We start from the raw sequence: 21,577 nt of genomic DNA, 5'->3' as shown, positions 1-21,577 counted from the left end.
AGGGGTTAAGGGAGGTACATGTGGCTGAACAACTGGAGTTCTTTCCTGTCCAGAGCCCGTGCCGGGGTATTTGCCAGTCTGACGAACGGGGATTTTGTCGCGGCTGCATGCGCACCCGGGATGAGCGTTTTAACTGGCAATCCTTTAGCGATGGCCAGAAGCAGGAAGTCCTGCGCCTGTGCCGTCAGCGTCTTTTGCGCAAATTGCGCGCAAACAAAGCCCCCGAAACCGAAGAACCGCAGCAACCCTCACTGTTTTAGCCCCGCAAACGCGTATACTCCCTCCAGACTTTTTTAAAGGAAATTGCTATGGTTCAGCGTATTACCCTTGCCCCGCAGGGCCCGGAATTCTCTCGTTTTGTGATGGGTTACTGGCGTCTGATGGACTGGAACATGTCCGCGCAACAGCTGGTCAGCTTTATTGAAGAACATCTTGATCTGGGGATCACCACCGTCGACCACGCCGATATTTACGGCGGCTACCAGTGTGAAGCGGCGTTCGGTGAGGCGATGAAGCTCGCCCCGGCGCTGCGCCAGCGGATGGAGATCGTCACCAAATGCGGCATTGCCACCACGGCCAAAGCAGAACATGCCCTCGGTCACTACATCACCGACCGGGATCATATTATCCGCAGTGCGGAACAGTCCCTCACCAACCTGGCGACCGACTCTCTTGACCTGCTGCTGATCCACCGTCCCGATCCGCTGATGGATGCCGATGACGTTGCTGAGGCTTTCCTCGCCCTGCATCAGAGCGGCAAGGTGCGCCATTTCGGCGTGTCCAACTTTACCCCGGCGCAGTTTGCCCTGCTGCAGTCGCGCCTGCCGTTTACCCTGGCGACCAACCAGGTCGAGATTTCCCCGGTTTACCAGCCCCTGCTGCTGGACGGCACCCTCGACCAGCTCCAGCAGCTGCGGATCCGTCCGATGGCCTGGTCCTGCCTCGGCGGCGGTCGTCTGTTCAATGATGAGGCGTTCCAGCCCCTGCGCGATGAACTCGCTCAGGTGGCGCAGGAGCTGAATGCCGAAACCATCGAGCAGGTGGTTTATGCCTGGATTTTACGCCTGCCATCGCAGCCGCTGCCAATCATCGGGTCCGGCAAGATCGAGCGCGTGCGTTCGGCCCTGGCGGCAGAGCAGCTTCAGATGACGCGCCAGCAGTGGTTCCGCATCCGTAAAGCCGCGCTGGGTTATGACGTGCCGTAATTCCGTATTTATCTGACTTCCCGGTGAAATCTCTGCCTCTGGTATAAGCTTAAGGGGCAAAAAATAACCGAAGGAGGTCATATGAAGCGATTTACTCTGGCAGTGTTAACGCTGGTGGTCTGTGCAGGGGCGCAGGCTGCCAGTGAAGAAGTCAAGATGAACCTCGTCACCTCGCAGGGGATAGGCCAGTCCATCGGGACGGTAAAAATTACCGAAACCGACAAAGGGCTGGAGTTCTCCCCCGACCTCAAAGCCTTACCACCGGGCGAACACGGTTATCACGTCCACGCCAAAGGTTCCTGCGAACCGGCCATGAAAGAGGGTAAAGCTTCCGCCGCTGAGGCCGCGGGCGGACACCTCGATCCCCAGAATACCGGTAAACATGAAGGGCCAGAGGGCATGGGCCACCTCGGCGATCTGCCTGCGCTGGTGGTCAATAACGACGGAAAAGCCACCGACCCGGTGGTTGCGCCGCGCCTGAAAAAACTGGATGAGGTCAAAGGAAAAGCGCTGATGATCCACGTTGGCGGCGATAATATGTCCGATCAACCCAAACCGCTTGGCGGTGGCGGGGCGCGTTACGCCTGCGGCGTGATTTGATCGCTTAAGGTGCCCGGCGCGGGCGCCTGTTCCAGCTGTGACAAGGAGCAGTGCAGTCGCCAGATCAGGGCTGCCAGCTCCTGCCCGGCGGGTTGCGGATGATGCCCCAGGGCGTCGCAGATGCGCTGAAGCTCATCCAGAGTGGCGGCCAGCGGCCGCTGCTGTACCCCGCGCTCGCTCATGATATCCCGCAGCAGCGAGACGGCGACATCCCGTACCTGCGCCAGCGGATCGGAGCGGGTTTCCCAGTCGCGGAGCTGCCACACCACATGGCTGCAGTTGAGCAACACCACGCCCCAGCGCAGCAGCCAGCGGCGGGAGAGCGCATCCTGACTGCTGTTGAGCTGGCTCACGTGGTGATACACCAGCGATTCGTAACCATTTTCACTCAACCGCGGTTTACGGCTGAGCTGATCGACAAACCCCCGTCGTAGCTCCCGAATGTGACGTCGGCTTTTCCGCGCATCCGAGCCCGGTCGCAGCACCGCAAAGGCCAGCCAGGTCAGCCCTACGCCCAGAATTTTCGCCAGGTCGTCATTGAGAAAATCGGCAAAGTCATACACCGGCGGGTTGGTCACCGAAATAAACGAACCCATAAAGACGATCAGCTGCCCCCAGAGACCGGCGAGGGCGGGCATCTGCTGCTTCAGCAGCTGCATGGTGGTCAGCAGTGGGAACAGGAACAGCAGGAACAGCCACAGATCGGAGATCTGCACCATCAGGCCAAACTTCACCACAAAACTGAACAGCGAGAGCAGGATCAGGGTACGCAGCAGCAGCGTGAGGGAGTTAAAGGGCGAGGCCGACACCGAGTAGAGGACGCTGCTGATCGCCGCCAGCGTCAGGGCTGCGCCACCGGCGTCCCACTGGGCGGTAATGGTCCAGGCTCCCACCAGACTGAGGGCGCAAAAGGTGCGAAAGCCGCTCCACAGGGCCTCCAGGTTATCGGTATGCCGGGCCAGCGCCGGGCTGCGCGGGACGGTAAACTCCGTCACTGGCGTGGCCGTTTCTACCGCCGCGATCCAGCGGCTGCTGCGCAGATAGAGGCGGCAAAAATAGCGCAGCCGCTGCCAGACGGCGCGGTGCCGGTAATCGCCGTCATTGGCCGGTTTGAGCGGCGCAATGATGCGGGCCACGGTATAGAAATCGGCGTCGGGCCGGGCGAGGGCGGCGAGCAGCTGGTCGATGACCTCCCGGGTATGGGCGGGCGGGTTGGGCCAGTTCAGCAGCATACGGCGCAGGCTGGAGATGGCGCTGGTCATGCGCAGCTGCTGATGGAGTAGATAGTTGAGCAGGGCGTTTTGTCGACGGAAGCGGTAGTGGCTCCAGAAGGCCTGAATGCGCAGCAGGTTCATGGTCAGGATCTGGGCAATCACCTTTTCATGGGCCAGACGAATGGCATCGTTAGTGTCGGGCTGCCACAGCAGGCTGGCGTGCTCCAGCAGCCGGGCGTGCATCGCTTTCAGGGCGTTGATGAGGGCCGTGCCGTCGGAGGTGCTGGGCAGGATCATCATCATCACCCCGCCGCTCAGGATGCCGATGATGACTTCACACACCCTTGCCTGGGCAATATCCCACAGCTGGGTAGTGTCGAGAATATCGATTACCGGGAAAGCGATGATCGCCGCGGTGTAACCCGCCAGCTGGAAGGCATAGGCCACATTATTGGTGAAATGGGCGCAGGCCCAGGTACAGACCCCGAGCCAGGCCGCCATGCTCAACAGAAACAGCCACGGGTCGTTAAGGGTGTGGCCAGCGATGATCAGCGCCGCGGTGGCACCCATCAGGCTGCCCGCTACGCGCCCCAGGCTTTTGCTGATCACGCCCCCGACAGTGGGGAAGCTGACCACCGCCGCTGAGGTCATCGCCCAGTAGGGTTCATCCAGGTTGAGGCAATAGGCGACGGTGAGTGCCAGGCACATGGCAATGCCGTTGCGCAGGGCATAGCGCCACTGCGCCGGGGTTGCCCTGAGCCACGGCAGGTTGCGCCAGTTCACCGGGCGGTTCCGATGGAGACGGTGCAGGTGGTGCCGGAGACCAGCGTCAGGTCCGTCGGCAGCTGATCAAAGGCGATACGCACCGGAATGCGCTGCGCCAGCCGCACCCAGGGAATATTCGGTTTCACGTCGGGTACCAGGCCGGAATCGGTCTCTACGCTCTGATCGTAGATGGCGCGTCCGATACTGGAGACATGCCCCTGCAAGGTTCTCGATCCGCTGTAGAGGACGATCTGCGCCGGGGCACCCTCGCGGATATGCCGCAGTTTGGTCTCCTCAAAATAGCCCACCACGTAAAACGAATGGCTGTCGACCAGGGCGAAGACCGGCTGGCCGGTGGTGGCGTAATCGCCTGGACGGGTGGAGAGATTGGTGACCCAGCCATCAACCGGGGCTTTGACCACCGTCTGGGTCAGCTGCCACTGGGCCTGCTTGAGCGTGGCTTCAGCTACCGCGACGCTGGCCTGCATCGCTTTGACGTTGATATTGGCGGTATCCAGATCTTCGGCGGAGATATAGTTCTGCGACAGATGGCGGCGACGGTTGGCCTCGTTATTGGCTTTCGCCAGATCGGACTGGGACTTCGCCAGCTGGGCTTCCGCGTTGAGGACTGCGATGTGATAAGGGGTCTCATCGATCTGAAACAGGACCTCACCCGCGTGGACAAACTGGTTATCTTTAACCTGCAGCCGGGTGATGGTGCCGGAGACCTGCGGGGTAACGCTCACCTGCTCGGCGCGCACCTTGCCGTCACGGGTCCATGGCGACTGCATGTAATAATTCCATAGCCACCAGCCGGCGATCAGCGCCAGGGCCAGCACAAGTAATGATGAAAAATATTTAATTGTTTTCACAGGTCTCGTCACCACACAATCAACAGAGTCAGACTCAGGCACACCGCCAACACAAACAGCGACAGATCCATCAACATTGGGTGCCAGATTTCACCGGAATACATCCAGTCACGCAGCAAGCGGTGGGTGACAAGCCAGATAATAAAACCCAGCATTACCGCCTTGAATAAGGGGGGAAAGTACACCGAGGCGCCGACAATCAAATCCTGAAGCGGTAACCCCGTGGCATTAAACGTGAAATTCACGAGCCGGTTCCTTTGCAAAGGGAAAAGTGACTAAAAAAGCAGCCGCATAACGCCTGGCGGCGTTTTCACTCCATGTAAAGCAGAGAGCCATCAAGTTTTTATCCAGTATTGCATTTGTTTTGGCAATATAAATGCTGCACACTATTCTAAAATCAGTATAATAACTTAGCAAGCTAATTATAAGGAGATGAAATTGGAATCGCCATTAGGTTCTGATCTGGCAAGGTTAGTACGCATCTGGCGTGCTCTGATTGACCATCGCCTGAAACCTCTGGAGTTGACACAGACGCATTGGGTTACGCTGCATAATATCCATCAGCTGCCGCCCGACCAGTCACAGATCCAACTGGCAAAAGCGATTGGCATCGAGCAGCCATCACTGGTACGAACGCTCGATCAACTGGAAGAGAAGGGCCTGATTTCACGTCAGACCTGTGCCAGCGATCGTCGTGCCAAGCGGATTAAACTTACCGAGAAAGCCACACCGATTATCACTGAGATGGAAGCCGTAATCAGCAAAACGCGCGGTGAAATTCTCTCCGGGATCAGCCCCGCTGAACTGGAACTGCTGATCTCGCTGGTCGCCCGGCTGGAAAGTAATATCCACGAGTTGCAGTCCCGTGACTGACCGTTAAAAAAGCCTTGCGAATGCAAGGCTTTTTCTTTACCGGAACACCACTACCCGGTTGCGCCCGGTCTCTTTTGCCTCGTACATCGCCTTATCGGCGCATTCGACGCACTCTTCCGCGCTGGTTTTCGACGAGGTGGCGGTAAACACGCCCATACTGATGGTAATCGGCTCGGGAAGTTGCCCCCCGGAGCTGGTTCTGTCAAAGCCGCTCAGTTTTAACCGTACCCGCTCGGCAACCTGCCGTGCAGCGTCGGAAGAGGTATGGGTTAACATCAGCACAAACTCTTCCCCGCCAATGCGCGCTGCAATATCCTGGGGCCGTACTGAATCCATCAGCAGTTGAGCGACGAACTGTAATACTTTATCCCCCTGCAGGTGTCCGTAGTTATCGTTAATCCGCTTAAAACGATCCAGATCGCTGACGATAACCGAGACCGGGTGGATCTCATTTGCCTTGCGAAGCGACTGGTTCAGCGCGTCGTAAAAATAGCTGCGATTGTAGAGACGGGTAAGAGGATCGCGAATCGAATTCTGGTACGACTGTTGATACTTCAGATGCGAATCACGGTACAGATTAAATACGTCATACAGCAGGACGAAAATAATCAGCAGGGTAGCGACGGTTTCAAATAACCGCGCGCGATACCAGGTAATGTCTTCGGCGTGACCGCCCAAAAAAAGCATAGCAAGGGTCGCGATATAACAGACGCACAAAAAATTACCGCCGACCCAAAACATATTGCGCACGCGGGTAATAATCATCAGTGTTGCTAATGAAACAACCCAACACAGGATTAAAACAGTGTTTATTTCTTGTTTCCACAGCAACATATATTGCCGGGTTTCATTATCAACCAAATCTAATGATAGTAACGGTGAATAGCTCGAATATATCCATGCCAGCCACACCATCGCAGCAGTAAAGATTGTCGCCCCGGCTATAAATAAGAGATGAAATGTCTTTGAAAGGGGTCTGTTACGAATAAAGTACAGCAGGGCCGAGGCGATAAACAGCACAGACATCAGCAGGTGACGGAACGTGAAGAAGATCATCGCGTCGTTGTAGTTCACCACGTTGAACTGGTACATGTCCAGCCACGCCGGGAAGCTGGAAAGCGTCCCCATCATTAGCATCGCAGAGCCGATGTAGGCGAAGGCAAAGGCGAGCAGATATAAACGCTGTCTGTCACACCAGTATTTCATCACCATGAAACAGGCAATAAAGAGATGAAAGACCAGTAAAAAAATGGTCAGCATCGGAAATAAAAGGGGTGAAAAGGAGGTGACTTTTTCTTCAAGCCCGACAGTTAACGCGTGTAAAACCCCGATGACAATAAAGCATCCCAGAAAGAACTGAACATAATTATTTTTAATATGACGACTCATCGCAACCATTGGTGTTGTTAGAAAATAAGAAACAGGTAAAGGGGGTTTGCGAATAATCTCATGCGCGCGAGGGGAATACTTTGCGCAGGAACAAGATAAGTGAATATTAAATATTCATAGAGTGAATGTATTTGGTAAATATATTCATCAAAGTATTGTTTATTGTAAATGGACGTGGCCAACAGACCACGCCCATAATGTCATTAGCGCGGGGAAACGGTCACCTGGCTGCCATTGCTGGCCAGTACAACGCGTTGGCCTGCGGCAAAGCGGGTGTTGCCCTGTTTCTGCACTACCATGATGGTGCTGCCATCATCTTTGCGGATCTCTAACTCAACGCCCTGGGATTTGTTCATAGAACCCTGAACGCCCTGACCGGCTACGCCACCAGCTACAGCACCTGCCGCAGTCGCCAGCGAACGACCCGTGCCGCCACCCACGGTATTACCGAGGAAACCACCCAGTACCGCACCGCCGAGGGCACCGATAACGTTGTTCTCGTCACCACCCTGAATCTGCACCGGGCGCGCGTTCACAATGGTGCCGTAGGTGACTTGCTGTACCTGTTTCGCCTCAGAGGCACTGTAAACATCCCCGGAGAGGGAGCTATCATTAACACAGCCAGCCAGTGTGAATCCAACCAGCGAAACGGCCAGTACACGTAAAATCATTTGAATCTCCTGTTCACCAAAAACGCTCTGTGAGCATCCGTTATGGCTAAATTATATGGCATCAGGTGCCATAGATCCTATTTTCGCCTAAACAATAGGAGAATAGTACTTGATTCTGGCTTAACCAGACATAAACAGGCCCTGACTTCACCCCACATCCGTTAAGGATAATTCCTGGAATGGCCGCCACGCCCGGGTATTGTTAAAAAGTATTATCGCGTCATGGAATTGAGGTCGGGTTTATGGTGGAGTGAGCCATCAACCCTGCGGAGTAAGGAAAACGGATGAAATCGGGTCGCTATATTGGCGTAATGTCAGGAACCAGTCTGGATGGCGTGGATGTCGTTCTCGCGGCAATCGACGAGAATATGGTGGCACAGCAGGCAAGCCTGAGCTGGCCCATTCCCCCGGAAACAAAACAAGCGATCCTGAATATCTGTCAGGGGCAACAGCTGACCCTCTCTCAGCTGGGGCAGCTGGATACCCAACTGGGCCGTCTGTTCGGTGACGCGGTACTGGCGCTGATGAAACAGGAAGATCTGCGCCCTCAGGATGTCGTGGCGATCGGCTGTCATGGCCAGACGGTCTGGCATGAGCCGGGCGGGGAAGCACCGCATACCCTGCAGATTGGCGATAACAACCAGATTGTGGCCAAAACCGGCGTGACGGTGGTGGGCGATTTCCGCCGTCGGGATATGGCGCTCGGCGGGCAGGGCGCGCCGCTGGTCCCGGCCTTCCACCACGCGCTGCTTGCCCACCCGACGGAGCGCCGCATGGTGCTCAATATTGGCGGCATCGCCAATCTCTCCTTATTGATCCCGGGGCAGCCGGTACGCGGTTTCGACACCGGGCCGGGGAATATGTTGATGGACGCCTGGATCTGGCGTCAGGCGGGCAAACCTTACGATAAAGACGCCGAGTGGGCGTGTAGCGGTAAGGTCATCATCCCGCTGCTGCAGAATATGCTGTGCGATCCCTATTTCGCCGCCCCGGCACCGAAGAGCACCGGCCGGGAGTATTTCAACTACGGCTGGCTGGAGCGCCAGCTGGCGAACTTCCCGGGCCTGGCAGCCCAGGACGTGCAGGCCACGCTGGCCGAGCTCACCGCCGTCTCGGTGTCGGAACAGGTGTTGCTGAGCGGCGGCTGCGATCGTCTGCTGGTGTGCGGCGGCGGCAGCCGTAACCCGCTGCTGATGGCGCGACTTGCCGGTCTGCTGCCGGGTACGGAGGTGAGTACAACCGATAAGGCCGGGATCAGCGGCGATGATATGGAAGCCCTGGCCTTTGCCTGGCTGGCGTGGCGAACAGTGGCGGGTCTGCCGGGGAACCTGCCTTCCGTCACCGGGGCACGTGAAGCCAGCGTGTTAGGCGCTGTTTTTCCAGCCAATCCGCGGCAAAATCAGAGTTAACCGAATTTCGCTTAAAGGCGTGATGGGTAGAATGACACGGAAAAACGGGAGGGCGTTCGCGCCCTCCGGGACCAGGAAAGTCTTCGGAACACACCCATGAAAAAACTGCTTCTTGCTTTATCCCCCTTCCTGCTGGCGAGCTGTAGCGTCTACAACCAGTTTGTCGAACGTATGCAAACCGACACCCTGGCGTACCAGTGCGAAGAGAAACCGCTCACCGTGAAGCTCAATAATCCTCGTCAGGAAGTCAGTTTTGTCTACGACAACAAGCTGCTGACGCTCAAGCAGGGGATGTCTGCCTCCGGCACCCGTTACAGCGATGGGGTGTATGTGTTCTGGTCGAAAGGCGACAGCGCGACGGTCTACAAGCGCGATCGCATCGTGCTGAACAATTGTCAGATCGAAAATCCGAAGCGTTGAGATTTTGCAGGGGGCGGCGCACAATAGCGTCACCCATTGTCAATGTCAGCTAACGCCATGTCAGATAACGACGAATTGCAGAACATCGCGCACCTCCGGCGCGAATACACCAAAGGCGGCCTGCGTCGCCAGGATCTCCCCGCCGAGCCGCTAGCGCTGTTTGAGCACTGGCTGAAACAGGCCTGCGATGCCCGCCTGGCCGATCCCACCGCGATGGTCGTCGCTACGGTCGACGAACAGGGTCAACCTTACCAGCGCATTGTGCTGCTCAAGCATTACGATGAGAAAGGGCTGGTGTTCTACACCAACCTCGGCAGCCGCAAGGCGCACCACCTCGAAAACAACCCGCGCATCAGCCTGCTCTTCCCCTGGCATATGCTGGAGCGCCAGGTGATGGTCACTGGCACCGTCGAGCGTCTCTCCACCCTCGAAGTGGTGAAGTATTTCCACAGCCGTCCGCGCGACAGCCAGATTGGCGCCTGGGTCTCGAAACAGTCGAGCCGCATCTCTGCCCGCGGCGTGCTGGAGAGCAAATTCCTCGAGCTGAAACAGAAGTTCCAGCAGGGCGAAGTCCCTCTGCCGAGTTTCTGGGGCGGTTTCCGCGTCTCCGTTCAGCAGATGGAGTTCTGGCAGGGCGGTGAACATCGTCTGCACGACCGCTTTTTATACCAGCGCGATAACGGTGCCTGGAAAATCGATCGTCTCGCACCCTAATCCCCGAAATTTGTTCTCTTAAGCGCTGGTACAACGGGTGTCAGCGCTTTATTCTATGTACCTTTCGCGTCTGGCGAAAAGTCGTGTACCGGCAGAGGTGCAGTCGTTTTATACATGGAGAATTTGATGGCAAGCAGTAACTTGATTAAACAATTGCAAGAGCGGGGGCTGGTAGCCCAGGTGACGGACGAGGAAGCGTTAGCAGAGCGACTGGCGCAAGGCCCGATCGCGCTCTATTGCGGCTTCGATCCTACCGCCGACAGCTTGCATTTGGGGCATCTGGTTCCATTGTTATGCCTGAAACGCTTCCAGCTGGCAGGCCATAAGCCTGTGGCGCTGGTCGGTGGCGCAACGGGTCTGATTGGCGATCCGAGCTTCAAAGCCGCCGAGCGTAAACTGAATACGGCAGACACCGTGCAGGAGTGGGTGGATAAGATCCGCAAACAGGTCGCCCCGTTCCTCGATTTCGACTGTGGTGAAAACTCAGCGATCGCCGCTAACAACTACGACTGGTTTGGCGGCATGAACGTGCTGACCTTCCTGCGTGATATCGGCAAGCACTTCTCCGTTAATCAGATGATCAACAAAGAAGCGGTGAAGCAGCGTCTGAACCGTGACGACCAGGGCATCTCGTTCACCGAGTTCTCTTATAACCTGCTGCAGGGTTATGACTTCGCCTGCCTGAACAATCTGCACGGCGTATCCCTGCAAATTGGCGGCTCCGATCAGTGGGGCAACATCACCTCCGGTATCGATCTGACCCGTCGTCTGCACCAGAACCAGGTCTTTGGTCTGACCGTGCCGCTGATCACCAAAGCCGACGGCACCAAGTTCGGTAAAACCGAGGGCGGCGCAGTATGGCTCGATCCGAAGAAAACCAGCCCGTACAAGTTCTACCAGTTCTGGATCAACACCGCGGATGCTGACGTTTATCGCTTCCTGAAGTTCTTCACCTTTATGGATCTGGAAGAGATCAACGCCCTGGAAGAAGAAGACAAGAACAGCGGCAAAGCCCCGCGCGCCCAGTACGTGCTGGCGGAGCAGGTCACGAAGCTGGTTCACGGCGAAGAGGGCCTGGCGGCTGCGAAGCGTATTACTGCCAGCCTGTTCAACGGTACCCTGAGCGATCTGAGCGAAGCTGACTTCGAACAGCTGGCGCAGGATGGCGTGCCGATGGTGGAGATGGAGAAAGGGGCTGACCTGATGCAGGCGCTGGTAGACTCCGAGCTGCAACCATCCCGTGGTCAGGCGCGTAAAACTATCGCCTCAAACGCCATCACCATTAACGGCGAAAAACAGTCCAACGAGGAGTATACCTTCGTGGACAGCGATCGCCTGTTTGGCCGCTACACCTTACTGCGTCGCGGCAAAAAGAATTACTGTCTGATCTGCTGGAAGTAATCATAAAAGCGCAGGGGCATGGGAAACCATGCCCCTTTATTTTTTCAGGGTTGTGGTAAGAAAATGAAGAATATCCTCGCCATCCAGTCCCACGTCGTGTTTGGGCATGCTGGCAACAGCGCCGCTGAATTTCCGATGCGTCGTCTCGGGGCCAACGTCTGGCCGCTAAATACCGTTCAGTTTTCCAATCATACGCAATACGGCAAGTGGACCGGTTGCGTGATGCCGCCTGCTCATCTGACAGAGATTGTCCAGGGCATCGCGGAGATCGACAAACTTAAAACCTGTGACGCCGTGCTGAGCGGCTATCTGGGGTCTGCCGAGCAGGGCGAGCATATTCTGGGGATTGTCCGTCAGGTCAAGGCGGCCAACCCGGCGGCGAAATACTTCTGCGATCCGGTGATGGGTCACCCGGAGAAGGGCTGCATCGTGGCACCTGGCGTCGCGGAATTCCATGTCCGTCATGCCTTACCGGCCAGCGACATTATCGCCCCTAACCTTATCGAGCTGGAGATCCTCTGCGAACATCCGGTCAACAGTGTGGAAGAGGCGATTGCCGCATCCCGGGAACTGATTGCGCAGGGGCCGGAGATCGTGCTGGTGAAGCACCTGGCGCGCGCCGGGATCAGCCCGGACCGCTTTGAGATGCTGCTGGTGACCAAAGACGAAGCCTGGCACATCAGTCGTCCGCTGGTGGATTTCGGCAGCCGTCAGCCGGTGGGGGTGGGGGATGTCACCAGCGGTCTGCTGCTGGTGAAACTGCTGCAGGGGGCAACGGTGCGCGATGCACTCGAGCACGTCACGGCGGCGGTGTATGAAATCATGATTGCCACCAAAGATATGCAGGAGTATGAGCTGCAGGTGGTGGCCGCTCAGGATCGGATTGCGAATCCGGAGCACCTTTTCAGCGCGACACAGCTATAACACCGGCGGCGCTGCGCTTGCTCGGGCCTACAAAACCGTAGGCCGGGTAAGCGCCAGCGCCACCCGGCAACAGACTTACTTCAACCCTTCCGCTTCCAGCGCTGCCGCCACGGCAGGACGCTCCGCCATACGCTGCATATACGCGTCAATATGGCTCAACCCTTCCATATTCAGCTTCACGGCCCGCGCCCAGCGCAGAACGGTAAATAGATAGGCATCGGCAATCGTAAAGCGCTGACCGCAGATCCACTGCTCGTCTTTCAGCGACTCGTTCACGTACTGCAGTTTTTTCTCCAGCAGAGCGCGTACGGTCGGTTTGTACTCTTCCGGGGTATCCGGGCGGAACAGCGGGGTAAAGCCTTTGTGCAGCTCGGTGGCGATGTAGTTCATCCATTCGAGGGTCTTATAGCGGGCGATGCTGCCGGTCGGGGCCAGCAGTTGGCGATCCGCAACGCCATCCGCCAGGTATTGCATGATCGCAACCCCTTCGGTCAGCAGAGTACCGTCTTCCAGCAGTAGCGCCGGGACCTGGCCTTTAGGATTCACCGCGAAAAAATCATCGCCGTTTTCCAGACGCTTCTTCATCAGATCCACACCGTTAAGGGTGAAATCTTTACCGCTCTCGCGCAGGGTAATATGGGAGGCAAGAGAGCAGGCGCCTGGTTTATAGAACAGTTTCATCGGTCACTCCTGTTTACGTAGGTTTACCCTATGGTAGTGCGGCCCAGGATAAAAAAAAAGCCGCTAACGCACAGTTAGCGGCTTCAATTCAGTCGTTTCCCGATGACATTACGCGGTCGCGGTTTTGCTCGCTTTGGCGGTCGTGTCGTCGTCCTGAGTCATGCGATTCAGTTTCGGTGCGGTCAGCAGCATCAGCACGGCGATAACCGCGGTGGCGATACCGATCTGCAGGAATACGTCGCCGTAGACATGCAGAGACTGCAGCGGATCGGTAACGTCAGATGGCACGGCCATCAGGTTAGCAATCTTACCGGCGATGATTGCAGCACCGGCAGTGGTCAGGAACCAGCTACCCATGATGAAGCCCATCAGACGCTGTGGCACCAGCTGAGCAACCATTGCCAGGCCCAGACCGGAGATCATCAGCTCACCGATAGACTGCAGGGCGTAGCTCAGGATCAGCCAGTTAACGGAGACGATACCGGCGTCGCTGGCGAATTTCGCGCCCAGCGGCAGTACCAGGAAGGCACCGGAGCACAGCACCATACCTACCGCGAACTTGTGCGGCATTGGCAGGCGGTCGCCCATCTTGTTGTAGATAGCGGCCAGAATCGGGCTACCCACCATGATCCAGAACGGGTTCAGGGCCTGGAACTGCTCAGGTTCGAACGCGATACCGAGGATAGAGTGCTCAACGTTACGAATCGCGAAGAAGTTCAGGGACGTTGGCATCTGGCTGTAGAGCACGAAGAAGCAAATTGCTTCAACCATCAGGATGAAGGCCACGATCATCTTACGACGGGCAGCACCCTGCATAGAGAAAGCTTCTTTGGCGAAGATGCAGATAATACCCAGCGCAACCACGCCCAGCACCGCACGCGCGATACCCTGGTTGTGCAGCAGCCAGGTCGCAACGGCAACCAGAATCACCACGCCAACGATAGTCGCCAGCAGTTTGCCCATCTGTACCGGCGCGAAGTCAGGCTTGGAACCGTAGTCCTTGACCCAGCTGCGGCAGAACAGGAAGTTCACCACGGTGATCAGCATCCCGACGAAGCTCAGGGCAAACGCCACGCTCCAGCCGAACTGCGCGGCCAGCCACGGCGTTGCCAGCATAGAGAAGAAAGAACCGATGTTGATGGACATGTAGTACATGGTGAATGCACCGTCCAGACGCGGGTCATCTTTCTTATAGCAGGTCGAGAGCAGGGAAGATGGGTTCGCCTTGAACAGGCCGTTACCGACCGCGATGGTCGCCATACCCATGTACACCACAGCAGCATCGTGACCAGACCAGGCAACCAGACCGTAACCGATCGCCAGAACGATGGCGCCCAGCAGAATCACACGTTTGGTACCCAGAACTTTATCACCCAGCCAGCCGCCAATTGCGACCAGGCCGTACACCAGAGCACTGAAAGAAGAGAACAGCGTGATGGAATCAGCTTCGGACATACCCAGTTGTTTAACCAGGTAAACCGCCATGATCCCTTGCAGACCGTAGTAACCAAAACGTTCCCACAGCTCAATGGAGAAAATGAGATAGAACGATTTCGGTTGTTTGAAAGCGTTAAGACTTACGCTTTCCTCAGCTGGTTTATTGTTTGCAGTAGACACATATACCTCTTTTTTTACATCCCATATTAACGGGGGTGTTCATAGCGTGAAGACCGTAGTCCATCCGCTTTATAGTTATAGTGGGAGGGGAAACGGCGGGTAATGTTCACTATCCTGACCCATCTGGCAAGGCGTTTGTAATACTCTGTTACATATAACCCTGACGCTATAATGCGCCAGAAACCTAAATGTTATTTAGCGTTAAATTTTACCGTTGCGTTGAAACTGGTTTTTTCCACTATCCGTTAGCCGAAAAAGTGCGCAGGTGGCGATATGTTCTGCTGTAAAAGGGATAATGCAGTGATATGGGCTAAGTTCTGAAATATATCCGGTCATATCTTCCGGTTATCAGGGTCGATTTCTCGATGCAATAAGGCGTTATCGGGATTTTCGACACATAAAATTAACACCATGTGAACAGAGTGATCCTCATCACATTTGTATAGAAAATTTCGCTGACGAAAAAACAATTAACCTGTTTGATTGTTATATAGCCGCACATTCAACGAAGGACAAACTTTGGCTCAGGCGGAATGGCTGTAAAAGTGGCTGTCAGCAGGAAGAGATGCTTTCTGTAAGAAAATCACATTATGGAAAAACCGTCGGCTGACGGTTTCAGAGGTCGGTTTTCTCTTTATATTCACAGAGATCTTCGATAATGCAGGAGCCGCAGCGCGGCTTACGGGCAATGCAGGTGTAGCGCCCGTGCAGGATCAGCCAGTGATGGCAGTCGACCTTAAACTCTGCTGGCACCACCTTCAGCAGCTTCTCTTCCACCAGCTCGACGTTCATGCCGGGGGCGAATTGGGTGCGGTTGCAGACGCGGAAGATATGGGTATCCACGGCGATGGTCGGCCAGCCAAAGACGGTATTGAGCACCACGTTGGCGGTTTTCCGCCCGACGCCGGGCAGGGCTTCCAGCGCGGCGCGATCTTCCGGCACCTCGCCACCGTGCAGCTCAAGCAGCATACGGCAGGTCTTGATCACGTTCTCGGCTTTGCTGTTAAACAGCCCGATGGTCTTGATGTACGATTTCACACCCTCGACGCCCAGCGCCAGCATCGCCTGGGGCGTGTTGGCAACCGGGTAGAGTTTCGCGGTGGCTTTATTCACGCTCACGTCGGTGGCCTGTGCGGAGAGCAGGACGGCAATCAGCAGTTCAAACGGTGAGGTAAAGTTCAGCTCGGTCGTCGGGTGCGGGTTGTTATCCCGCAGGCGCTGCAAAATGGTTAAACGCTTCTCTTTGTTCATGAGGCCTTCTCAGGGATCCCTTCCTCTACGCTGCGGGCAGCAGCGCGGCGCTTACGTTTCTCATCAATCAGGTATTTGACCGCCAGCATCATGCCGAGGCCAATAAACGCTCCCGGCGGCAGCATCGCCAGCAGGAACGGCGTATCGGTGTGGAAAACCTCAATGCGCAGCGATTTCGCCCAGCCGCCCAGCAGCGCGTCTGCGCCGTCGAACAGAGTGCCGTTGCCGAGGATTTCACGCATTGAGCCCAGCACGAACATTGCTCCGGTCGCCCCCATACCGATGGCAAAACCATCAAGGGCTGAAATCAGCGGATCGTTTTTCACCGCAAAGGCTTCGGCGCGCCCCACCACGATACAGTTGGTCACGATCAGCGGGATAAAGATCCCCAGCGACTGATAGAGGCCAAAGGCGTATGCGTTGATCAGCATCTGCACGACGCTCACCACCGAGGCGATGATCATCACGTAGATGGGAATACGAATTTCTGACGGCGTCCAGCGACGCAGGGCAGAGATCGACAGGTTGGTCAGGGTCAGCACCAGAGTGGTAGCCAGACCCAGACCCAGCGCGTTAGTGGCGGTCGAGGTGACGGCCAGCAGCGGACACATCCCCAGCAGCTGTACCAGAGCGGAGTTGTTTTTCCACAGACCCTGGACGATAACCTCTTTAACCTGGCTCATGATCACTCCTCACAGGCGGGCAGATTGTTAAGTTGCGCAGGCAGCGTTTGAGCGTAGACACCCGCCCGTTTAACGGCATTCACCACCGCGCGGGGGGTGATGGTCGCCCCGGTAAACTGATCGAATTCACCGCCGTCTTTCTTCACCGCGAAGGCCGGATCGTCGCTACCGTGAATGGTTTTACCGGCAAAGTGTAAAATCCAGTCGCTTAAGCGGGTTTCAATTTTATCCCCGAGGCCGGGCGTTTCGTGGTGCTCGGTGACGCGCGTGCCCAGCACGGTGCCGGAGAAATCAGTCCCGACCAGCAGCTGGATGGCACCAGAATAGCCGTCTGGCGCGGTAACTTCCATTACCGCTCCCACCGGGGCATCCTCTTTACGGGCGATAAAGATGCGGCGGGTGCCTTTGCCTAACGGCGCTGCCTCGACAAGATAACAGCTTTTTTGCAGATCGTTATCGTAGAGCGTTGCCGGGATCACCTGGTCGAACAGCGCCTTTTGCTGACGGGCTGCCTGTTCGTCGATGGTGGATTTGGTCAGGCCGTTGACCAGCGCGGTCAGGCCGGTCAGCACCGCGGCAAAGACCGCCAGCGTCACGCCGTGTTTTTGCATCGTTTTTAACATGGCGAGTCCCTTAGCGATGGCCGTACACGCGCGGACGCGTGTAGTAATCAATTAACGGTACGGTGATGTTTGCCAGCAGAACCGCAAAGGCCACGCCGTCCGGATAGCCGCCAAAGCTGCGGATCAGCCACACCAGCAGACCGGCCAGCGCGCCGAAAATCAGGCGTCCCCGGTTGGTGGTGGAGGCGGTTACCGGATCGGTCAGAATAAAGAACGCCCCCAGCATGGTCGCGCCGGACAGCAGATGGATTTGCGGCGAGGCCAGCGATTCCGGCGAGAAAATCCAGCCCAGACCGGAACAGACCGCCAGAGTCACCAGGAAGCTCACCGGGATATGCCAGCGGATCGCTTTCTGCCACAGCATAAACGCCCCCCCGGCCAGATACGCCAGGTTCACCCACTGCCAGCCCGCACCCGCCAGCACGCCGCTGTAAATCGGGTATTGCAGGATCTGCTCCACGCTGTGACCGGCATGCAGGGAGGTTTTAAAGGTATCGAGCGGGGTTGCCTGGCTGATACCGTCCACGCCCATGCGCAGGGTGTTCATATCTGCGCCGCTGGCGGTGTGGCCGGAGAAAATAACCTGTAAAGCATCCATAAAGCCCGGTACGGTCGCCGCGATCTCATGCGGCGGCAGCCAGCTGGTCATCTGCACCGGGAAGGAGATCAGCAGCACCACGTAGCCAATCATCGCCGGGTTAAAGGGGTTATGCCCCAGGCCACCATACAGCTGTTTGGCGATGATCACCGCGAACACGGTGCCGAGCACCACCATCCACCAGGGGGCGAAGGGCGGAATACTGATCGCCAGCAGCAGGCCGGTCAGCAGGGCAGAGTTATCCGCCAGGATCGTGCTGACGGCCATTTTACGCAGTTTGAGGACCAGGGCTTCAGCCGCCAGCGCGCTCGCACAGCCGAGAAGGATCTGCAGCAGCGTACCCCAGCCGAAGAACCAGACCTGAACGGCAATGCCCGGCAGCGCGGCCAGACAGACCAGCATCATAATGCGCGATGTCTGGCGCTGGTTGTGGGTATAAGGGGAGCTTGCGATTCTGAAAACCATTTAATCCTCGTTAACTGCCTGCTGTGCGGCTTTCTTCGCCTGAACGCGCGCAATAGCGGCAGCAACTGCCGCTTTGCGTGGATCGTCATTGGCTGCCGGTTCTTCTTCCTGTTGCGCCGCCTTGCGTGACTTCGCACGGGCGATGGCGGCTTCGACCGCGGCTTTACGCGGATCGACAGGTGTTGGTTCTGCCTGGGTTTCCCCGGTCTGGGCCGCTTTGCGGGCTTTTGCCCGGGCGATGGCCGCTTCGACTGCCGCTTTGCGCGGGTCGGCCGGGGTCTGCTCGATCTGAATATCGTCCGGCTGGGCCGCTTTGCGGGCTTTGGCCCGGGCAATGGCGGCCTCGACCGCGGCTTTGCGCGGATCGACCTCTGGCTGCGCGGTGCTGGTCTGGGCTTTTTCCCCCTGACGGGCGCGGGCCTCGGCTTTACGTGCTTCGCGGGCCGCAATGGCTTCGCTGTTATCCGGGCGTTGCCCCGCCGGGATCACCACATCCTGCCCGACGGTGGCTTTCTTCTCGCGCACGCGGGCCAGAGCCGCATTGATGGCGTCCTGATCTTTCGCCGCAGGCTGTACCGCTGCTTTCTTATGACGCTCTTCCCGGGCGGCTTTCTCGCGCTCCAGACGCTGCTGGCGCGCTTCAAAGCGCGCTTTGGCCTCGGCTGCGCGTTTCTCTTCCTGGGCGATGGCGTAAATTTCGGCCTTCTCAACGCGGAAGTATTGCACCAGCGGAATATTGCTCGGACAAACCCAGGCGCAGGCACCGCACTCGATGCAGTCGGCCAAGTTATGGGCTTGCGCTTTATCGTGGATCTGCCCTTTGCTGAACCAGTAGAGCTGCTGGGGCAGCAGATCCGCCGGACAGGCGTCGGCGCAGGCGCTGCAGCGAATGCAGCCTTTCTCTTCCTGCTCTTCGCCCATCTCGCTGACGGACGGGGCCAGCAGACAGTTAGTGATTTTTACCACCGGCACTTCCAGCCACGGCAGGGTAAAGCCCATCAGCGGGCCGCCCATGATCACCATCTGCTCCGCGCTCGGGCAGAACCCGGCCTGGTCCAGCAGATGACGTACCGGGGTACCCAGACGCGCCCAGACGTTGCCTGGGCGGCTAACGGCTTCACCGGTCAGGGTAACAACGCGCTCGGTGAGCGGCTCGCCGTCCACGACCGCGCGTTTTACCGCATAGGCGGTGCCGACGTTCTGCATCAGCACGCCGATATCGGAGGAGCGACCGCCGTGCGGGACCTGCTTGCCGGTTAAGATCTGGGTCAGCTGCTTCGCGCCGCCGGACGGATATTTAGTCGGGATCACCCGCAGGCTGATATCGTGGCTGCCCGCCAGCACCGCCCGCAGCATGGAGATGGCCTGCGGCTTGTTGTCTTCAATGCCGATCAGCACCTCTTTTGGCTGCAGAACATGGGCGAGAATGCGAATGCCTTCGACGATCTGCGCGGCGCAGTCCTGCATCAGACGGTCGTCTGCGGTAATGTACGGCTCGCACTCGGCGGCGTTGATAATCAGGGTCTGGATCTTGTCGCCACCGCCCTGCAATTTGTTGCCGGTCGGGAAGCCCGCCCCGCCCAGACCGGCGACGCCGGACTGATGAATACGGGTAATCAGCTCTTCCCGGCTGCGGCTGCGGAAATCGCTCCAGCCGTCGCGCTCTATCCAGCGATCTTCCCCGTCGGCGTCAATCACCACGCACAGCTCGGAGAGGGCAGAAGGGTGGGCCACCGTGTGGGGGGCAATCGCCGTCACGGTGCCGGAGGTTGGGGCATGAACCGGCAGCATACGGCCACGGCCAAAGGTCAGCGGCTGACCGCGCAACACGCGATCCCCGACCTTCACGCACAGCTCGCCCTCAGCACCAATGTGCTGTTTTAGCGGGATAACAAAACGGTTGGCCAGCGGGATCTGGCGCAGCGGCGTGCCGCTGGACTGGGTTTTCATCTCCGGCGGATGAATACCGCCGTCGAAATCCCAGATCTTCTCTTTTCTGAAGGCAGAAAATAACTTAAGCATGTTGTTCCACTGGAATATTGCGCACCGGAATGGACTGAAGATCCCATTTCCAGCTGTCGGTCGTTGTCGCTACCGGGCGTAACTCAATGCACTGGGTCGGGCAGGGGGCGACGCAGAGATTACAGCCGGTACACAGATCCTCAATCACGGTGTGCATGGCGCGCGTCGCGCCGACGATGGCATCCACCGGGCAGGCCTGAATACATTTGGTACAGCCGATGCAGTTAGGTTCATCGATCACTGCCAGCATGCGAACCGGCTCCTGCGCGCTCTCATCGCCATCGACCGGCTGCGGGTCTACGTTCAGCAGCGCGGCAATCTTCAGCATCACCGCTTCGCCACCGGGGGCACAGCGGTTAATTTTCTCTCCGCCGTTGCCCACCGCCTCGGCGTAAGGGCGACAGCCAGGAAAGCCGCACTGCCCGCACTGGCTCTGCGGCAGCAGCTCATCAATTTTTTCAACGATCGGATCGTCTTCCACCGCGAAGCGGCGCGAGGCGTAACCGAGAATGATGCCAAAAAGCAGCCCCAGTACGCTGATGGCTGCGATGGCTACCCAGATTGCATTCATTACAACTTCACCAGACCACTAAAGCCCATAAAGGCCAGAGACATGAGACCGGCGGTAACCAGCGCGATGGCGTTACCGCGAAACGGTGCCGGAATATCGGCGGCAACGAGGCGTTCGCGGATCGCCGCAAACAGCACCATCACCAGCGAGAAGCCGACCGCAGCCGAAAAGCCGTACAGCGCCGACTGCAGGAAATTGTGCCCAAGGTTAATGTTGAGCAGCGCCACGCCGAGCACCGCGCAGTTGGTGGTGATCAGCGGCAGGAAAATGCCGAGCAGACGGTATAACGCCGGGCTGGTTTTACGCACCACCATTTCGGTGAACTGCACTACCACCGCGATAACCAGAATAAAGGCCAGCGTGCGCAGATAGGTCAGACCGAGGGGGATCAGGATCCAGGTGTCAATCCACCAGGCGCAAATCGAGGCAAGGGTCATCACGAAGGTGGTTGCCAGCCCCATCCCCATCGCGGTTTCCAGCTTTTTGGACACACCCATAAACGGGCACAGGCCAAGAAACTTCACGAGGACGAAGTTGTTTACCAGCACCGTGCCGACGAAGAGCAGTAAGTAATCGGTCATTATTCAGCCTGAAATAAAAAAGCCGCCT

Annotated in this window: 23 protein-coding genes; 9 read left to right on the top strand and 14 right to left on the bottom strand. The window is 57.5% G+C overall.

Translation table 11 applies throughout. From position 1 onward, the window contains the following. Nucleotides 1-20: 20 nt before the first annotated feature. The 3 genes from WFO70_RS06945 (at nucleotide 21) to sodC (ending at nucleotide 1,805) form a co-directional block, all read left to right on the top strand. Nucleotides 21-260 carry a DUF1289 domain-containing protein gene (locus WFO70_RS06945; RefSeq protein ID WP_337015356.1) on the top strand — a complete coding sequence of 80 codons (240 nt, stop codon included), beginning with the start codon at nucleotides 21-23 and terminating at the stop codon, nucleotides 258-260. A 48-nt stretch (nucleotides 261-308) separates the two neighbouring features. Then, a complete protein-coding gene (locus WFO70_RS06940; protein WP_337015354.1) occupies nucleotides 309-1,205 on the top strand; it encodes an aldo/keto reductase in 897 nt (298 codons plus the stop codon). Nucleotides 1,206-1,286: 81 nt separating this feature from the next. Next, nucleotides 1,287-1,805 (top strand): superoxide dismutase [Cu-Zn] SodC, encoded by a 519-nt coding sequence (sodC, locus tag WFO70_RS06935; RefSeq protein WP_337015352.1) that lies wholly within the window; start codon nucleotides 1,287-1,289, stop codon nucleotides 1,803-1,805. Here the strand turns inward: sodC and WFO70_RS06930 are convergent. From WFO70_RS06930 to WFO70_RS06920, 3 genes are read right to left on the bottom strand one after another with little or no spacing between them, the layout of a single operon-like run. Then, entirely contained in the window at nucleotides 1,784-3,802 is a 2,019-nt protein-coding gene (locus WFO70_RS06930) for an FUSC family protein (protein ID WP_337015350.1), read from the bottom strand. The two genes, sodC and WFO70_RS06930, sit on opposite strands and share 22 nt — an antisense overlap. After that, entirely contained in the window at nucleotides 3,799-4,656 is an 858-nt protein-coding gene (locus WFO70_RS06925) for an HlyD family secretion protein (protein WP_337015349.1), read from the bottom strand. The genes WFO70_RS06930 and WFO70_RS06925 overlap by 4 nt, the downstream gene beginning before the upstream one ends. Before the next feature lie 8 nt (nucleotides 4,657-4,664). Then, complete coding sequence (locus WFO70_RS06920) at nucleotides 4,665-4,901, bottom strand: DUF1656 domain-containing protein (RefSeq protein WP_333849897.1); 237 nt, start codon at nucleotides 4,899-4,901, stop codon at nucleotides 4,665-4,667. 187 nt (nucleotides 4,902-5,088) lie between these two features. Between WFO70_RS06920 and slyA the strand changes: the two genes are divergently transcribed. Beyond that, nucleotides 5,089-5,529 carry a transcriptional regulator SlyA gene (gene slyA / locus WFO70_RS06915; RefSeq protein WP_337015347.1) on the top strand — a complete coding sequence of 147 codons (441 nt, stop codon included), beginning with the start codon at nucleotides 5,089-5,091 and terminating at the stop codon, nucleotides 5,527-5,529. Nucleotides 5,530-5,565: 36 nt separating this feature from the next. Here the strand turns inward: slyA and WFO70_RS06910 are convergent, their stop codons facing one another. Both WFO70_RS06910 and slyB read right to left on the bottom strand, forming a co-directional pair. After that, nucleotides 5,566-6,927 carry a GGDEF domain-containing protein gene (locus WFO70_RS06910; RefSeq protein WP_337015345.1) on the bottom strand — a complete coding sequence of 454 codons (1,362 nt, stop codon included), beginning with the start codon at nucleotides 6,925-6,927 and terminating at the stop codon, nucleotides 5,566-5,568. A 194-nt stretch (nucleotides 6,928-7,121) separates the two neighbouring features. Then, the gene (slyB, locus tag WFO70_RS06905; protein ID WP_337015344.1) at nucleotides 7,122-7,589 is read right to left on the bottom strand and encodes an outer membrane lipoprotein SlyB; all 468 of its coding nucleotides are present in this window, start codon (nucleotides 7,587-7,589) and stop codon (nucleotides 7,122-7,124) included. 284 nt (nucleotides 7,590-7,873) lie between these two features. Between slyB and anmK the strand changes: the two genes are divergently transcribed. The 5 genes from anmK to pdxY all read left to right on the top strand — a co-directional run bounded on the left by anmK (nucleotide 7,874) and on the right by pdxY (nucleotide 12,457). Beyond that, a complete protein-coding gene (gene anmK / locus WFO70_RS06900; protein WP_337015342.1) occupies nucleotides 7,874-8,998 on the top strand; it encodes an anhydro-N-acetylmuramic acid kinase in 1,125 nt (374 codons plus the stop codon). A 96-nt stretch (nucleotides 8,999-9,094) separates the two neighbouring features. Further along, on the top strand, nucleotides 9,095-9,418 hold the full coding sequence (gene mliC / locus WFO70_RS06895) for a C-type lysozyme inhibitor (protein WP_337015340.1): 324 nt from the start codon (nucleotides 9,095-9,097) through the stop codon (nucleotides 9,416-9,418). Between the two features lie 57 nt (nucleotides 9,419-9,475). Continuing rightward, nucleotides 9,476-10,132, top strand: coding sequence for a pyridoxamine 5'-phosphate oxidase (gene pdxH, locus WFO70_RS06890; protein WP_337015339.1), 657 nt, complete (start codon nucleotides 9,476-9,478; stop codon nucleotides 10,130-10,132). A gap of 126 nt (nucleotides 10,133-10,258) precedes the next feature. Next, nucleotides 10,259-11,533, top strand: coding sequence for a tyrosine--tRNA ligase (gene tyrS, locus WFO70_RS06885; protein WP_337015338.1), 1,275 nt, complete (start codon nucleotides 10,259-10,261; stop codon nucleotides 11,531-11,533). Nucleotides 11,534-11,596: 63 nt separating this feature from the next. Next, a complete protein-coding gene (gene pdxY / locus WFO70_RS06880; RefSeq protein WP_337015336.1) occupies nucleotides 11,597-12,457 on the top strand; it encodes a pyridoxal kinase PdxY in 861 nt (286 codons plus the stop codon). 75 nt (nucleotides 12,458-12,532) lie between these two features. Here the strand turns inward: pdxY and gstA are convergent, their stop codons facing one another. The 9 genes from gstA to rsxA all read right to left on the bottom strand — a co-directional run bounded on the left by gstA (nucleotide 12,533) and on the right by rsxA (nucleotide 21,549). Beyond that, nucleotides 12,533-13,138 carry a glutathione transferase GstA gene (gstA, locus tag WFO70_RS06875; RefSeq protein WP_142489247.1) on the bottom strand — a complete coding sequence of 202 codons (606 nt, stop codon included), beginning with the start codon at nucleotides 13,136-13,138 and terminating at the stop codon, nucleotides 12,533-12,535. Between the two features lie 108 nt (nucleotides 13,139-13,246). Beyond that, the gene (dtpA, locus tag WFO70_RS06870) at nucleotides 13,247-14,755 is read right to left on the bottom strand and encodes a dipeptide/tripeptide permease DtpA (protein ID WP_337015334.1); all 1,509 of its coding nucleotides are present in this window, start codon (nucleotides 14,753-14,755) and stop codon (nucleotides 13,247-13,249) included. Between the two features lie 615 nt (nucleotides 14,756-15,370). Then, a complete protein-coding gene (nth, locus tag WFO70_RS06865) occupies nucleotides 15,371-16,006 on the bottom strand; it encodes an endonuclease III (RefSeq protein WP_337015332.1) in 636 nt (211 codons plus the stop codon). Next, nucleotides 16,003-16,689 (bottom strand): electron transport complex subunit E, encoded by a 687-nt coding sequence (locus tag WFO70_RS06860; RefSeq protein ID WP_032617845.1) that lies wholly within the window; start codon nucleotides 16,687-16,689, stop codon nucleotides 16,003-16,005. The genes nth and WFO70_RS06860 overlap by 4 nt, the downstream gene beginning before the upstream one ends. A gap of 2 nt (nucleotides 16,690-16,691) precedes the next feature. Beyond that, complete coding sequence (gene rsxG, locus WFO70_RS06855) at nucleotides 16,692-17,312, bottom strand: electron transport complex subunit RsxG (RefSeq protein ID WP_337015330.1); 621 nt, start codon at nucleotides 17,310-17,312, stop codon at nucleotides 16,692-16,694. Between the two features lie 10 nt (nucleotides 17,313-17,322). Continuing rightward, entirely contained in the window at nucleotides 17,323-18,375 is a 1,053-nt protein-coding gene (gene rsxD, locus WFO70_RS06850; RefSeq protein ID WP_337015329.1) for an electron transport complex subunit RsxD, read from the bottom strand. Further along, nucleotides 18,376-20,397 (bottom strand): electron transport complex subunit RsxC, encoded by a 2,022-nt coding sequence (gene rsxC / locus WFO70_RS06845; RefSeq protein ID WP_337015327.1) that lies wholly within the window; start codon nucleotides 20,395-20,397, stop codon nucleotides 18,376-18,378. Then, nucleotides 20,390-20,968 (bottom strand): electron transport complex subunit RsxB, encoded by a 579-nt coding sequence (gene rsxB / locus WFO70_RS06840; RefSeq protein WP_337015325.1) that lies wholly within the window; start codon nucleotides 20,966-20,968, stop codon nucleotides 20,390-20,392. The genes rsxC and rsxB overlap by 8 nt, the downstream gene beginning before the upstream one ends. Beyond that, nucleotides 20,968-21,549, bottom strand: a complete 582-nt coding sequence (rsxA, locus tag WFO70_RS06835) for an electron transport complex subunit RsxA (RefSeq protein WP_142489255.1) — start codon at nucleotides 21,547-21,549, stop codon at nucleotides 20,968-20,970. The genes rsxB and rsxA overlap by 1 nt, the downstream gene beginning before the upstream one ends. Nucleotides 21,550-21,577: the final 28 nt, after the last annotated feature.

It is taken from the genome of Leclercia sp. AS011 (assembly GCF_037152535.1).
Lineage (GTDB): Bacteria > Pseudomonadota > Gammaproteobacteria > Enterobacterales > Enterobacteriaceae > Enterobacter.
Note: the sequence above shows the minus strand (reverse complement) of the source record. Positions and strands in the feature narration are given on the sequence as shown.

Coding starts and splice junctions, on each gene's coding strand:
- WFO70_RS06940 (WP_337015354.1), top strand. CDS start 309: ATGGTTCAGCGTATTACCCTTGCCCCGCAGGGCCCGGAATTCTCTCGT.
- sodC (WP_337015352.1), top strand. CDS start 1,287: ATGAAGCGATTTACTCTGGCAGTGTTAACGCTGGTGGTCTGTGCAGGG.
- slyA (WP_337015347.1), top strand. CDS start 5,089: ATGAAATTGGAATCGCCATTAGGTTCTGATCTGGCAAGGTTAGTACGC.
- WFO70_RS06910 (WP_337015345.1), bottom strand. CDS start 6,927: ATGGTTGCGATGAGTCGTCATATTAAAAATAATTATGTTCAGTTCTTT.
- slyB (WP_337015344.1), bottom strand. CDS start 7,589: ATGATTTTACGTGTACTGGCCGTTTCGCTGGTTGGATTCACACTGGCT.
- anmK (WP_337015342.1), top strand. CDS start 7,874: ATGAAATCGGGTCGCTATATTGGCGTAATGTCAGGAACCAGTCTGGAT.
- mliC (WP_337015340.1), top strand. CDS start 9,095: ATGAAAAAACTGCTTCTTGCTTTATCCCCCTTCCTGCTGGCGAGCTGT.
- pdxH (WP_337015339.1), top strand. CDS start 9,476: ATGTCAGATAACGACGAATTGCAGAACATCGCGCACCTCCGGCGCGAA.
- tyrS (WP_337015338.1), top strand. CDS start 10,259: ATGGCAAGCAGTAACTTGATTAAACAATTGCAAGAGCGGGGGCTGGTA.
- pdxY (WP_337015336.1), top strand. CDS start 11,597: ATGAAGAATATCCTCGCCATCCAGTCCCACGTCGTGTTTGGGCATGCT.
- gstA (WP_142489247.1), bottom strand. CDS start 13,138: ATGAAACTGTTCTATAAACCAGGCGCCTGCTCTCTTGCCTCCCATATT.
- nth (WP_337015332.1), bottom strand. CDS start 16,006: ATGAACAAAGAGAAGCGTTTAACCATTTTGCAGCGCCTGCGGGATAAC.
- WFO70_RS06860 (WP_032617845.1), bottom strand. CDS start 16,689: ATGAGCCAGGTTAAAGAGGTTATCGTCCAGGGTCTGTGGAAAAACAAC.
- rsxG (WP_337015330.1), bottom strand. CDS start 17,312: ATGTTAAAAACGATGCAAAAACACGGCGTGACGCTGGCGGTCTTTGCC.
- rsxD (WP_337015329.1), bottom strand. CDS start 18,375: ATGGTTTTCAGAATCGCAAGCTCCCCTTATACCCACAACCAGCGCCAG.
- rsxC (WP_337015327.1), bottom strand. CDS start 20,397: ATGCTTAAGTTATTTTCTGCCTTCAGAAAAGAGAAGATCTGGGATTTC.
- rsxB (WP_337015325.1), bottom strand. CDS start 20,968: ATGAATGCAATCTGGGTAGCCATCGCAGCCATCAGCGTACTGGGGCTG.
- rsxA (WP_142489255.1), bottom strand. CDS start 21,549: ATGACCGATTACTTACTGCTCTTCGTCGGCACGGTGCTGGTAAACAAC.